The following is a 12,031-nucleotide window of genomic DNA, read 5'->3' as shown; positions in this document are numbered from 1 at the left end:
AAGAGAACCGTGGCCGTTAAGATCCGGCTCCTGCGGATGGGCAAGATCCGCAACCCGCAGTACCGCATCGTCGTCGCCGACTCGCGCACCAAGCGCGACGGCCGCGCCATCGAGTACGTCGGCATCTACCAGCCGAAGGAACACCCCTCGATCATCCAGGTCAAGTCCGAGCGTGTGCAGTACTGGCTCTCGGTCGGCGCGCAGCCGAGCGAGGCCGTGCAGCGTCTGCTCGAGAAGACCGGTGACTGGCAGCAGTTCAAGGGCCTCCCGGCCCCGCCGCCGCTGCTGGTCGCGGAGCCGAAGCAGAGCCGCACCGAGGTGTACGAGGCCGAGGCCAAGTCGGCCGCCGGTGTCGCCGACACCCCGGCCAAGTCGACCAAGCCGGCCAAGAAGGCGGCTGCTGCTCCCGAGGCCGCCGCGGCCAAGCCGGAGCAGACGAAGGCTGTCGACCCGGCCGAGCCCAACCGCGAGGCTGTCGCCGAGACCGCAGAGGACCCGGCCGGTGCCGGCGCCGACGCAAGCTGACGGGGCGCTCCGGCCGGCGCTGGAGCACCTCGTCAAGGGCATCGTCGACAACCCGGACGACGTCCGGGTCCGGCTGGTCGACTCGCGTCGCGGCAAGCGGCTCGAGGTTCGCGTGCACCCGGAGGACCTGGGTACGGTCATCGGGCGCGGCGGGCGTACGGCCAAGGCCCTGCGGCAGGTCATCGGGTCGATCGGTGGGCGCGGCATCCGCGTCGACATCGTCGACGCGTACTGACCCGAGCTTCCGGACGGCTTCGCCGTAGCGCACCCGTACGGCTTCGTCGTCATGCAAAGGAAGTTCGAGTGCTCCTCGTAGTCGGTCAGATCGGCAAACCGCACGGCATCCGGGGCGAGGTCTCGGTGGTCGTGCGGACCGACGAACCGGAAGATCGTTTCGTCCCCGGGTCGGTGTTCGTCACGGAGGTCCCCCGGGACCGCCGGGTGAGCACCGGCCCGGCGGTCGATTCCGGTGTCCGTTTCGACGTGCCCAAGCAGCTCGTGCTCGAGTCGATCCGCTGGCATCAGGGCCGCGGCATCGCCCAGTTCGAGAACATCTACGACCGCAACCTCGCCGAGGAGCTGCGCGGCGTGTTCCTGCAGGTCGACAGCGACGTGCTGACGCCGCCGGACGACCCCGACGAGTTCCACGACCACCAGCTGGTCGGCCTGCGGGTCGAGTCGGCCGACGGCACCGTCCACGGCGAGGTGCAGCGCATCGAGCACGCTCCGTCGTCCGACCTGATCGTGCTGGCCAAGACCGGCGGCGGGACGGCGTTGATCCCGTTCGTGAGCGCCATCGTCCCGGCCGTGGACCTGGCCGCGGGCAGGATCGTCGTGAATCTGCCCGAGGGTCTGCTGGACCTCTAGATGCGCGTCGACATCATCTCGATCTTCCCGGAGTACTTCGCCCCGCTCGAGCTCTCGCTGATCGGCAAGGCGCGGACGACCGGCCTGCTCGACGTGGCCGTGCACGACCTGCGCACCTGGACCTCGGACGTGCATCGCACGGTGGACGACACCCCGTACGGCGGTGGTCCGGGCATGGTGATGCGGCCGGAGCCGTGGGGGCAGGCGCTCGACGCGGCCGGGGCGGGCACGCTGATCGTGCCGTCGCCGGTGGGGAAGCCCTTCACCCAGGCCGACGCGCACGAGCTGGCCGGGCTCGACCATCTGATCTTCGCCTGCGGCCGGTACGAGGGGATCGACCAGCGGGTGATCGACGACGCCGCGTCCCGGATGCCGGTGCGGGAGGTGTCGCTCGGGGACTACGTGCTCTTCGGGGGCGAGGTCGCGGTCATCGTGATCATGGAAGCGATCGTCCGGCTGCTGCCCGGGGTGCTCGGCAACGCCGACTCGCTGACCGAGGAGTCGCACGCGGCCGGGCTGCTCGAGGCGCCCGTCTACACCAAGCCGGCGTCGTGGCGCGACCGCGAGGTGCCCGACATCCTGCGCTCGGGCGACCACGGGCGGATAGCCCGCTGGCGACGCGACCAGAGTCTGTTGCGGACCGCCTCCCGGCGGCCGGACCTGATGGCCCGGTATCCCGCCGACCACCTGGGCAAAGCCGACAGAAAGGCCCTCGACGAGGGTGGATTTACGATCACGCCTCCCTCTGTGGCAAAGTAGTGAGGTTGCCGATTTCGCCTCGCGCCGCGGAGCGAAGTCGAGGATTCCCAGAAGTGGCGGGGAGTCAGAAGTACCCAGCCGCGCACCGAACTCCCGGTGTGCTTACAAAACGAGGATGCAGCGATGAACACGCTGGACGCTCTCGACGCCCAGTCGCAGCGCACCGACATTCCGGATTTCCGGGCCGGCGACACCGTCAAGGTGTACGCCCGAGTCGTCGAAGGTAACCGTTCCCGCGTCCAGATCTTCCAGGGCGTCGTGATCGCCCGGCAGGGCGCCGGCCTCCGGGAGACCTTCAAGGTCCGGAAGATCAGTTTCGCCGTCGGTGTCGAGCGGACCTACCCGCTCAACAGCCCGGCGATCGACCGGATCGAGGTCGTGAGCCGCGGTGACGTCCGTCGCGCCAAGCTCTACTACCTGCGCGAGCTGCGGGGCAAGAAGGCCAAGATCAAGGAGCTTCGGGAGAAGCAGACCGTCTGATCCTCATCGATTCGAGCACCCGCGCACTACTGTTGCCGTGTGCCGGATGGGATCAGTGTGAACCCTTCCAGTACTACCGCCCGTAAGTCCCCGCGAGGGGAGCCATCCGGGCGGTAGTGCTGTATCCGGGGTGGTTCGGCCGGTCGGCGGCGGGAGATGCGAAGCGTGGAACCGATGGAGGGCTACGGCCCGGCCTCTCGGCGGCGATCGATGGTGCGGCGGAAAGAGATGCCGCTCTGGCAGGAGCTTCCGCTCCTGCTGGTGGTGGCGTTCTGCCTGGCCGTGCTGATCCGCACGTTCCTGGTGCAGGCGTTCTACATCCCCAGCGGGTCGATGGAGAACACCCTGCTCGTCAAGGACAGGGTGCTGGTCAACAAGGTCATCTACGACATGCGCGACCCGGTGCGCGGCGAGATCGTGGTGTTCCGGGGCGACGAGAACTGGACGCCCGAGGTCACCGAGCCGGTCAGCAACACGTTCGCGGCCAAACTCGGGCGCACGATCGGCGACCTCGTCGGGGCCGGCCGCCCGGGGGAGCGCGACTTCATCAAACGGGTGATCGGGCTTCCGGGTGACAAGGTGGCCTGCTGCGACGCCAAGGGCCGCATCACGGTGAACGGCGTGGCCGTCGACGAGTCGTACATCGCCGACGGTTTCAACTCCGACCTGAACCAGCCGCCCAACCCCAACCAGTGCACGAGCCGGCGCTTCACCGAGGTGATCGTCCCGGCTGGTGAGATGTTCGTCATGGGCGACCACCGCGCGATCTCCCAGGACGCGCGCTGCCAGGGGCCGGTGCCGATCAGCAACATCATCGGGCGGGCCTTCGTCATCGTGTGGCCGAGCAACCGCTTCACCAGCCTGTCCGTGCCCGACGAGTGGAAGGCGTTCGCCGCCGGCCAACCGACGGCGGCCGCCGAGGGCACCGTGCCGGTGCGCCAGGAGTCGCCGGCCACCGAGATCGTCGCCTTCCCGTTTCTGTTAACTGCGGCGTTATCCGCGCGTTCCGGACTGCCGTTCGTGACACGGCGACGTAGGCTCCCCTCGTGATTGACGAGCAGACGGAAAAGCGGCGCAGTTCGTTCTGGCGTGAGCTTCCGATCCTTCTGGGCGTGGCGGTCCTGGTGGCCGTGCTGGTGCGAGCCTTCGTGCTGCAGACGTTCTACATCCCGTCGCCGTCCATGGAGCACACGCTCAACGTGCTCGACCGCGTCCTCGTCAACAAGCTGGTCTACGACTTCCGCGAGCCCCACCGCGGCGAGATCATCGTCTTCGAGGCGCCCGCCGCATGGCAGCCGGGCACCGAGGGCGAGGACTTCATCAAGCGCATCATCGGCGTCCCGGGCGACACCATCTCCTACAAGACCAGCGTCGGCAAGCTCGAGATCAACGGCGTGGTGCTCGACGAGCCGTACATCTACCGGGGCGAGGACGGCCAGCAGGACGACCCGGCCGACCGCGACTTCGAGGTCACCGTGCCCGAGGGCCGCCTCTGGGTGATGGGCGACCACCGTTCGGCCTCCGGTGACTCCCTCGAGCACTACAACGACAGCGACAGCAACGTCCAGGAGGCGACCATCAGCGAGGACTCGGTCGTCGGCCGGGCCTTCACGGTGTTCTGGCCGGTCGGCCGGGCCACGTGGCTGACGGTGCCGGACAGCTACAGCAAGATCCCGGACGCCAAGTAACACCCGCTCGTAAGATCCACCGTCGGCGCAATAGGCTGGTCGCGTGACCGTTGTCGAACGCCGCGCCGCCCGCGTGCTGCTGGTCGACCCGGCCGGGCGCGCCCTGCTCCTGCAGGGCAGCGATCCGGCCCGTCCCGGCACCACGTGGTGGTTCACCCCCGGCGGCGGCCTGGAGCCCGGGGAGTCGGCCGCCCAGGGCGCTGCCCGCGAGCTCTTCGAGGAGGTCGGCCTGCGGGTCGACCCCGACGCCCTGGGCGAGTCCTTTCACCAGGAGCTGACCGAGTTCAGCTACGGCGGCCGCCGATACAGCCAGGAGCAGGAGTTCTTCGTGTTGCGGGTGCCCGGCTGGCAGGTCGACACCGCCGGCATGGACGCCGAGGAGAAGGCGACCATCACCGCCCACCGATGGTGGTCGGCCGACGAGATCGAGGCGTCGGCCGAGTCCGTCTACCCGGTCGAGCTTCCCGGCCTGCTGCGGCGGATGTCCTGATGCTGGCCCCACCTCGCACCGTGGTCCGCCGCGAGGGCGGCCTCTATGCCCTCGAGCGCGCCCTGCAACGCCGTGGCTTCCGGCACGTGGCCGGTGCCGACGAGGCCGGCCGAGGGGCCTGTGCCGGTCCGCTCGTGGCCGCCGCGGCCTTGCTGCCCGAGGGCAAGCGCGGCGAGATCGACGAGCTGGCCGACTCCAAGCTGCTCACCCCGGCCGCCCGCGAGCGCGTCTACGACCAGGTCGTCGCGCGGGCGCTGGCCTGGTCGGTGGTGATCGTGCCGGCCACCGAGGTCGACGCGCGCGGGCTGCACGTGTGCAACCTGGCCGCCATGCGCCGCGCCCTGGCCTCGCTGACCACCCGTCCCGACTATGTGCTGACCGACGGCTTCCCGGTCGACGGGCTGGGCGTGCCCGGGCTGGCCGTGTGGAAGGGCGACCGGGTGGCCGCCTGCGTGGCCGCGGCCAGCGTGCTCGCCAAGGTCACCCGGGATCGCATCATGGTCGAGATGGACGGCCAGTTCCCCGCGTACGGTTTCGCCGTGCACAAGGGCTACATCACCGACGAGCACAGCGCCGCGTTGAAGCAGCACGGCCCCTGCGCCGAGCACAGATTCTCGTACGTGAACGTCGCCGCCGTCTCGGGACGCGGCAACCGTCCGCCACGGGCTCGCCGACCGGTGCCGCGTGTGTCACCGGAGGCGGCCCAACCAGTACTGTTTGACGCATCCGCCACCGCGTCTGTGGTGCTACCGGAGACCCCTGGGAGTACCGTCGGCGTGGCGTCGGACGACCAGCCTCAGCCGTCGCCGTCGGTGGGGGAAGATGAGGCCATGGAGGGCGAGAAGCGATGAGCGCAGAGGATCTCGAGAAGTACGAGACCGAGATGGAGCTGCAGCTCTACCGGGAGTACCGCGACATCGTCCGACAGTTCTCCTACGTGGTGGAGACGGAGCGCCGGTTCTACCTGGCCAACCAGGTCGACCTGCACGTGCGCAACTCCGACGGCGAGGTGTATTTCGAGGTCGAGATGCACGACGCCTGGGTCTGGGACATGTACCGGCCGGCTCGGTTCGTCAAGAACGTGCGGGTGATGACGTTCAAGGACGTCAACGTCGAGGAGCTCGAGAAGCCGGACATCTCGCTGCCCGACGAGCCCGGCTTCGGGGGCTGATCCCCGGCGCCGGCGTGCCGTAGTTTTCCACAGGCCCGTCACGGCGGCTCCCGGTCCGGCAGGTTGTCGGCATGCTTCGTCTGCTGATCCTGCTGGTTGTCGCTTCCTTCGGGTGGCCGGTCGCGCCGCCCTCGGTCGTCCGCCCCTTCGACCCGCCCGCCCGGCCGTGGCTGCCGGGTCACCGGGGCGTCGACATCGCCGGGCCGCCGTCGGCCGTGGTCCGGTCGGCCGGCGCCGGCACGGTGCTCTTCGCGGGTCCGGTCGCCGGGCGCGGCGTCGTGAGCGTCGCCCACGCCGGCGGGTTGCGCACCACCTACGAGCCGGTGACCCCGGTGGTCGCGGCCGGCGACGTCGTCCCGCGTGGTGCTCCGCTCGGCCGGCTCGAGACCGGTCATCCCGGCTGTGCCGCCGCGGCCTGCCTGCACTGGGGACTGCGCCGGGGCTCGCTCTACCTCGACCCGCTCGTCCTGCTCGGCCTGGGCCGGGTGCGGCTGCTGCCGATCGATCAGGCGCGATAGTCGTGCAGCAACGCGGGCAGACGCTCGGCCAAGCGGTCGTATTCGTCCGCGCGGTTGTAGACCTGGGCGCTCAACCGCAGCAGGCCACGGCCGCCCCAGGCGTTCACCGCGGTCTCGACGGCCAGCTTGTCGGCGATGTGCTGGCGCAGCGCCCGCGCCTCGGGGACCGTGGTGGCCAGGCCGGCCGGCAGCGGCACGACCCGCATCGACACGTCCGGGTCGGCCGGCTGGGGCAGATCGTCGCCGGGCACCTCCAGCGCCTCGGCCACCACCCACTGCCCGTACGCGGCGAGGGCGGCGTTGTGCGCCCGCACGTCGTCCCAGCCGAGCGAGCGCAACGTGAAAAGGCCGGCCGGGGCGGCGAGCCAGGGTGTGTAATCGAGCGTGCCCTGCGACTCCACGGCGTGCGGGTAACCCTGATCCTGATCCCACGAGACGATCAGCGGCTCCATCCGGCGACGCCACTGCGCAGCTACCGACAGCAGGGCGGTGCCCCGCGGGGCGAACGCCCACTTGTGCAGGTTGCCGACCCAGAAATCGGCCCGGATCGAGGCCACGTCGACGGGCAGCATGCCGGGCACGTGCGCCGCGTCGACCAGCACCGGGATGTCGTGCTTCTGGGCGGCCGCGACGATCTCCCGTACCGGCAGGGCCATCGCCGTCGCCGACGAGAGCTGGTCGATGATCAGCAGCTTGGTGCGGCCCGGCCGCAGGGCGGTACGCACCCGGCTGACCAGCTCGGCGTCGGAGGCGGGCATCGGCAGCGCGACCGTCCGCACGGTGGCACCCGCCCGGCGGCAGCGGCGACGGGCGGCCAGCGCCACCGCGCCGTAGCTGTGATCGGTCAGCAACACCTCGTCGGCCGACTCGAGCCGCACCGAGTTGAGCACCAGCGCCACGGCGGTCGTCGTGTTCGGCACCAGGGCGCTGAGCTCGGGGTCGGCGCCCAGAAAGGAGGCAAGGTGGCGTCGCGTGTGGATGACCCGGTCGCTCAGACCCTGGGCAAAGAACCGCAGCGGGTTCGACTCGATCTCGTCACGGAGGCGCTGCTGAGCGCGCTGCACCCCGATCGGCACCGCGCCGAACGCGCCGTGGTTGAGATAGGACACGCCGGGATCGATCGAGAAGAGGAGGCGGGCGCCGGGGAGAGTCACGGGCGGTTCGGGGGCGCTCACATTTCGATCGTACGGGGTCAGGCCCGGGGGTGCGCCTGTTTGAAAGCCGCTCGCAAGCGCTCGGTGGACACGTGCGTGTAGATCTGCGTGCTCGACAACGAGGCGTGCCCCAGCAAGTCCTGCACGGCCCGCAGGTCGGCGCCGCCGTCGAGCAGGTGGGTGGCCGCCGAGTGCCGCAGGTCGTGCGGCTTGGTGTGCGGAAGCCCGGTGGCCCGCGCGGCGGCGTCCACGATGCGGCGCACCACCGTCTGCTGCAGGCGACCGCCCTTCACGCCGAGAAACAGCGCGTCACCACTGGCCGGGCCCGCGAACTGTGGCCGCCCGTGACGCAGCCAGGCGTCGAGCGCCCGCCGGGCGGGCAGACCATAGGGAACGGCCCGTTCCTTGGCGCCCTTGCCGAAGACGCGGACGACCCGGCGCGCCTCGTCGAGATCCGCGCGGTCGATCCCGCACAGCTCGCTGACCCGGACCCCGGTGGCGTAGAGCAACTCCAGCACGGCCCGATCGCGGAGGCCGTCCGGCTCGTCCGGGCCGGTCGCCGCCGGCCCCTCGACCAACGTCGCGGCCTGGTCGGCCCGCAGCACGGTGGGCAGGGTGCGGTGGGCCTTCGGGCTGGAGAGGTGCGCGCCCGGATCGGAGGTGGTGCGGCCCTCGCGGAACAGCCACGCGGTGAAGGCGCGCGCGGCCGCGGCCCGGCGCGCCTGCGAGGCGCGGGCCGCGCCCTGCCGCATGCGGACGGCCAGCCAGCTGCGCAGCACCACGAGGTCGATCTCGGCCGGCGTGCCGGCACCCGAGTCGGCGGCGTGGTCGAGCAACGAGATGACGTCGCTGACATAGGCGCGGACGGTCAGCGCCGACCGGTTGTCGACCTGGGCCAGGTGGCGGCCGAAGTCGTCCACCGCCTCGCGTAGCGCCGGCGGCAGTCGCTCATGCAGTTCCCGCGTACCCATCAGGTCGACAGTCTTCGTTCCGAGCCTGATCGTCAAGGGGCCACGCGCGCGTCTTGCCCGGCCTTCCTAAACTACGGCTCACCATGGCACCGATGATCCGCGGCGTTCTCGCCCTGGCCCTGTTGGGCGCACTCTCCAGCTGTACGCCGTCCGGCGACGACCCGAAGCCGCGGACACCTTCGGCCCTGCCCTCGGCCAAAGTCGGCTTCGGCGGCCCGGCAGCCGAGCCCGTCCCGGCGGCCGAGGTCGACGAGGCGATGTTCCGCACCCCCTCGCAGAACATCGCGTGCCTGCTGAAGCCGTCCGAGGTGCGGTGCGACATCGTGCGCAAGTCGTGGAAGGCCCCGGCCAAGCCGGCCGACTGCGAGCTCGCCTGGGGGAACGGCCTGGCGATCACCGGCGGCCGGGCCACGTTCACCTGCGCGGGCGACACCCTGGTGGGCACCTCCGACACGACCCTCGAGTACGGCCAGGCCCTGCGCGCCGGAACCGTACGCTGCGAGAGCGCGGACGCCGGGCTGACGTGCGAGGACGAGACCGGGCACGGCTTCACCCTCGCCTCGTCCCGCTACACGATCTTCTGAGGCGCGGTTTCTGTCGTACCCCCGCCCTAAAGTCCCCGGCATGGCCAGCTGGCATGAGATTGAGAAGGAAGCACCGGTCTTCGCCGAGCGGGTGAAGGCACTGTTCGACGCGGGCACCAACAAGACGATCGCCACCCTCCGGCGCGACGGCTCTCCCCGCATCAGCGCGACCGAGGCCGCCTTCCAGGACGGCGAGCTGACGTTCGGCATGATGGCCGGCTCGATGAAACTGCGAGACCTGCGCCGCGATCCCCGCATCGCCATGCACGCCCCCACCCTCGAACCGCCGGCCGACAACCCGGAGTCCGGCCCCGGCGACGCCAAACTCGCCGGCGTCGTGCTCGAGCTGCCCCACCCGGCCGACTGGCCGCACGGCGAGGACGCCGGGCTGTTCCGCATCGACATCCACGAGGTCGTGCTGACCTATGTGGGCGTCCCCGCCGACCACCTGGTGATCGAGTCCTGGCACACCGGCCGCGGCCACACCCGCCGCACCCGCACGTAACGCAGCCTCCTCATGCCCGTCCCGCTTCCCACCCACCGGCTTTCCGCTGAGCCACCTCACGCCCGGCGCGGCCACTTCACGTTGGGCGCAGCCGGGGCAGGTGGGGCGTGGCCGCTTCACGTCTGGCCAGGCCGCTTCTTATCGGGCGCAGCCGTTTCGTGTCCGGCGCGGTCGCTTCACGTTGGGCGCAGCGGGGGTAGGTGGGGCGTGGCCGCTTCACGTGTGGCCGGGCCGCTTCTTGTCGGGCGCAGCCGCTTCGTGTCCGGCGCGGTCGCTTCACGTTGGGCGCAGCGGGGGCAGGTGGGGCGTGGCCGCTTCACGTGTGGCCAAGCCGTTTCATGTCGGGCCCGGCCGCTTCATGTCCGGCGCAGCCGTTTCACGTACAGCCCAGCCGAATCATCCCGCCAGCCACTTCACGTCCGGCCCAGTCACGTCACGCCCAGCCCTGCCTCAGAGCGCTGGTCGCGGCCGGTGCGGAGCCGGCTGGACTCGAGTCCATGGAGGCGGATCGGCTCACCGCGGTGGTTCACGGGTGAGTGACTTTCCCGGGTGGATCACGCGGTGGCTGCGGGTGGTGGGCTGCGCGTGGTGGGTGGCTCGGGCCGGCGCCGGCGCCGGCGAGCGGATGTGCCGCGCAGGATTGGTGGCCGGGTCCTGTGGTTACGGGCGGGTGAGTTGCACGCGGTCGGCGGGGTGGACGGTCTCGGTGCCGTCGGTGGCGGTCACCACGAGGACCGGGACTCCCTCGCCGAGCCGGTATTTGCGACGTTCCGCGTCGGTGGGCATGCGGGCGCCGGCGCGCTCGCCGCGGGCCAGCGTGATGAGCTCGGTCGGCTCGGGCACGCGGACGAAGGTGCCCCGGGGCCGGTCGACGGTCACGAGCCCCTCGGTGCGGAGCTGGCCGATCGCCTGGCGGACGGTGGTGCGGCTGATGCCGTACTCCTGCGCGAGACGCAGCTCGCTGGGCAGCGGCTCACCGGGCCCCAGCTCCCCGGACTCGATCTGGTTGCGCAGCAAATCAGCCAGCTGGCGGAAGACCGCCCGGTCCGCCGAGGGATCGATCATGCGTGCCATTCTACGTGACCACGATGCTCCATCGGATTGTACGTACGAAGCCATGTAGGTATGATGATTCTGCCGCACTGAGAAGGCTGAGACTTGATCGGGCGGCAGGACGGGCGGCGGTCAAGCCGCACAACGAGGTGCCGTAAAGCACCCCGCGCACGGCCCAGCCGTCGCCCGTTCTTCCGCTCCCCGAGGCCGGTGCCAACCCCTCCTCACGATCGAGCGGCGAGGCGTCCCGGAGGTCAGGTCATCACCCGCTTCGGCGTGATCGTCGAGACGTCGTCCAGGTCGCAGCGTCCCGCACCTTCCGGATGCACAGCGGCCCTCCGAGCCCAGGCGAGAAACCGCTCGAAGAGATCAGCCGGCGCCATCTGCCCGGTCGACACCAAATCACTCAGGGCGTCATACATCTGAGCCGTCATGTAGATCGTCAGCACCGACGGAAACGCCCGGAACTCCTCAACCAGACTGTCCTGCGCCGAAGCACACGGCCACGGCGCTCGACACCTGACACAGTCCCAGCTGGGCCGGTCGTTCAGATGGTCCGACGGCTGCGATCCCTTGGCTCTCCAACGCTGCTCAACCGGCCGGTTCTCGCGTGGGGTTGCGCTGGCGCCCGCCAGGTCATCGTCACCGACGGATTTGGCGGCTCCGGATCGTCCGGATGAATCACCCACCCGTGGCGAGTGCTCGGGTGAGTCGGGCGGTGGCTCAATGATGGTCATGTCGGTTCCCCCAGGAACGGCCCGCCGGGACGGGCGATTGGCGCTTCCGGTTCCGCCGAGCAGCCGGTCGTCCGCCGGGCACAGGCCGGGTACGTCGTCGAGTTCCACGGAGGACGACTCCCGGCAGCCGGTCCGGTCTGGCCTCGCCTGGCACGGCTCGGCTCGACTCGGCCCAGCTCGGTCCGGGTCGGCCCAGCCCGGCCCAGCTCGGCCCAGCTCGGTCCGGCTCGGCTCGGCCCAGCTCGGTCCGGCTCGGCTCGGCTCAGCTCGGTCCGGCTCGGCTCGGCCCGGCTCGGTCCGGCTCGGCTCGGCCCAGCTCGGTCCGGCTCGGCTCGGCCCAGCTCGGTCCGGCTCGGCTCGGCCCAGCTCGGTCCGGCTCGGCTCGGCCCAGCTCGGTCCGGCTCGGCTCGGCCCGGCTCGGTCCGGCTCGGCTCGGCCCGGCTCGGTCCGGCTCGGCTCGGCCCGGCTCGGTCCGGCTCGGCTCGGCCCGGCTCGGTCCGGCTCGGCTCGGCCCAGCTCGGTCCGGCCC

At 70.9% G+C, this 12,031-nt stretch carries 17 protein-coding genes; 13 read left to right on the top strand and 4 right to left on the bottom strand.

The window, feature by feature from the left end:
• The first annotated feature begins 9 nt into the window (after positions 1–9).
• The 11 genes from rpsP (at position 10) to HJC40_RS15195 (ending at position 6,498) form a co-directional block, all read left to right on the top strand.
• The gene (gene rpsP / locus HJC40_RS15245; protein WP_250001739.1) at positions 10–525 is read left to right on the top strand and encodes a 30S ribosomal protein S16; all 516 of its coding nucleotides are present in this window, start codon (positions 10–12) and stop codon (positions 523–525) included.
• Positions 503–760, top strand: a complete 258-nt coding sequence (locus HJC40_RS15240) for an RNA-binding protein (RefSeq protein ID WP_111651360.1) — start codon at positions 503–505, stop codon at positions 758–760. Before rpsP ends, HJC40_RS15240 begins: the two co-directional genes overlap by 23 nt.
• A gap of 68 nt (positions 761–828) precedes the next feature.
• Positions 829–1,392: a ribosome maturation factor RimM gene (rimM, locus tag HJC40_RS15235; protein WP_250001738.1), complete on the top strand. Its 564-nt coding sequence runs from the start codon at positions 829–831 to the stop codon at positions 1,390–1,392.
• Complete coding sequence (trmD, locus tag HJC40_RS15230) at positions 1,393–2,151, top strand: tRNA (guanosine(37)-N1)-methyltransferase TrmD (protein ID WP_250001737.1); 759 nt, start codon at positions 1,393–1,395, stop codon at positions 2,149–2,151.
• A 123-nt stretch (positions 2,152–2,274) separates the two neighbouring features.
• Entirely contained in the window at positions 2,275–2,631 is a 357-nt protein-coding gene (gene rplS / locus HJC40_RS15225; RefSeq protein WP_250001736.1) for a 50S ribosomal protein L19, read from the top strand.
• Between the two features lie 156 nt (positions 2,632–2,787).
• Positions 2,788–3,681, top strand: a complete 894-nt coding sequence (lepB, locus tag HJC40_RS15220) for a signal peptidase I (protein WP_374271849.1) — start codon at positions 2,788–2,790, stop codon at positions 3,679–3,681.
• Positions 3,678–4,319 carry a signal peptidase I gene (lepB, locus tag HJC40_RS15215; protein WP_250001735.1) on the top strand — a complete coding sequence of 214 codons (642 nt, stop codon included), beginning with the start codon at positions 3,678–3,680 and terminating at the stop codon, positions 4,317–4,319. Before lepB (HJC40_RS15220) ends, lepB (HJC40_RS15215) begins: the two co-directional genes overlap by 4 nt.
• Before the next feature lie 43 nt (positions 4,320–4,362).
• Positions 4,363–4,809, top strand: coding sequence for an NUDIX hydrolase (locus HJC40_RS15210; protein ID WP_250001734.1), 447 nt, complete (start codon positions 4,363–4,365; stop codon positions 4,807–4,809).
• Positions 4,809–5,660, top strand: coding sequence for a ribonuclease HII (locus tag HJC40_RS15205; protein ID WP_250001733.1), 852 nt, complete (start codon positions 4,809–4,811; stop codon positions 5,658–5,660). The genes HJC40_RS15210 and HJC40_RS15205 overlap by 1 nt, the downstream gene beginning before the upstream one ends.
• The gene (locus HJC40_RS15200) at positions 5,657–5,980 is read left to right on the top strand and encodes a DUF2469 domain-containing protein (RefSeq protein ID WP_067505225.1); all 324 of its coding nucleotides are present in this window, start codon (positions 5,657–5,659) and stop codon (positions 5,978–5,980) included. Before HJC40_RS15205 ends, HJC40_RS15200 begins: the two co-directional genes overlap by 4 nt.
• Positions 5,981–6,051: 71 nt before the next feature.
• Positions 6,052–6,498 (top strand): murein hydrolase activator EnvC, encoded by a 447-nt coding sequence (locus HJC40_RS15195; RefSeq protein WP_374271845.1) that lies wholly within the window; start codon positions 6,052–6,054, stop codon positions 6,496–6,498.
• On the opposite strand, the gene HJC40_RS15190 is transcribed toward HJC40_RS15195, so the two are convergent.
• Entirely contained in the window at positions 6,486–7,673 is a 1,188-nt protein-coding gene (locus tag HJC40_RS15190) for an aminotransferase class V-fold PLP-dependent enzyme (RefSeq protein WP_250001732.1), read from the bottom strand. The genes HJC40_RS15195 and HJC40_RS15190 overlap by 13 nt on opposite strands.
• Before the next feature lie 17 nt (positions 7,674–7,690).
• Positions 7,691–8,623: a tyrosine recombinase XerC gene (locus HJC40_RS15185; protein ID WP_250001731.1), complete on the bottom strand. Its 933-nt coding sequence runs from the start codon at positions 8,621–8,623 to the stop codon at positions 7,691–7,693.
• A gap of 83 nt (positions 8,624–8,706) precedes the next feature.
• Here HJC40_RS15185 and HJC40_RS15180 point away from each other — a divergent pair, with 83 nt between their 5' ends.
• Together HJC40_RS15180 and HJC40_RS15175 are read left to right on the top strand one after the other, a co-directional pair.
• Positions 8,707–9,207 carry a DUF6636 domain-containing protein gene (locus HJC40_RS15180; RefSeq protein ID WP_250001730.1) on the top strand — a complete coding sequence of 167 codons (501 nt, stop codon included), beginning with the start codon at positions 8,707–8,709 and terminating at the stop codon, positions 9,205–9,207.
• Between the two features lie 40 nt (positions 9,208–9,247).
• Positions 9,248–9,712 (top strand): pyridoxamine 5'-phosphate oxidase family protein, encoded by a 465-nt coding sequence (locus HJC40_RS15175; protein WP_250001729.1) that lies wholly within the window; start codon positions 9,248–9,250, stop codon positions 9,710–9,712.
• Positions 9,713–10,372: 660 nt separating this feature from the next.
• Here the strand turns inward: HJC40_RS15175 and HJC40_RS15170 are convergent.
• Together HJC40_RS15170 and HJC40_RS15165 are read right to left on the bottom strand one after the other, a co-directional pair.
• Positions 10,373–10,777: a winged helix-turn-helix domain-containing protein gene (locus tag HJC40_RS15170; RefSeq protein ID WP_097318771.1), complete on the bottom strand. Its 405-nt coding sequence runs from the start codon at positions 10,775–10,777 to the stop codon at positions 10,373–10,375.
• Positions 10,778–11,019: 242 nt separating this feature from the next.
• Complete coding sequence (locus HJC40_RS15165) at positions 11,020–11,610, bottom strand: hypothetical protein (protein WP_250001728.1); 591 nt, start codon at positions 11,608–11,610, stop codon at positions 11,020–11,022.
• Positions 11,611–12,031: the final 421 nt, after the last annotated feature.

It is taken from the genome of Actinoplanes sp. M2I2, assembly GCF_023544445.1.
Classification (GTDB): domain Bacteria; phylum Actinomycetota; class Actinomycetes; order Mycobacteriales; family Micromonosporaceae; genus Actinoplanes.
Note: the sequence above shows the minus strand (reverse complement) of the source record. Positions and strands in the feature narration are given on the sequence as shown.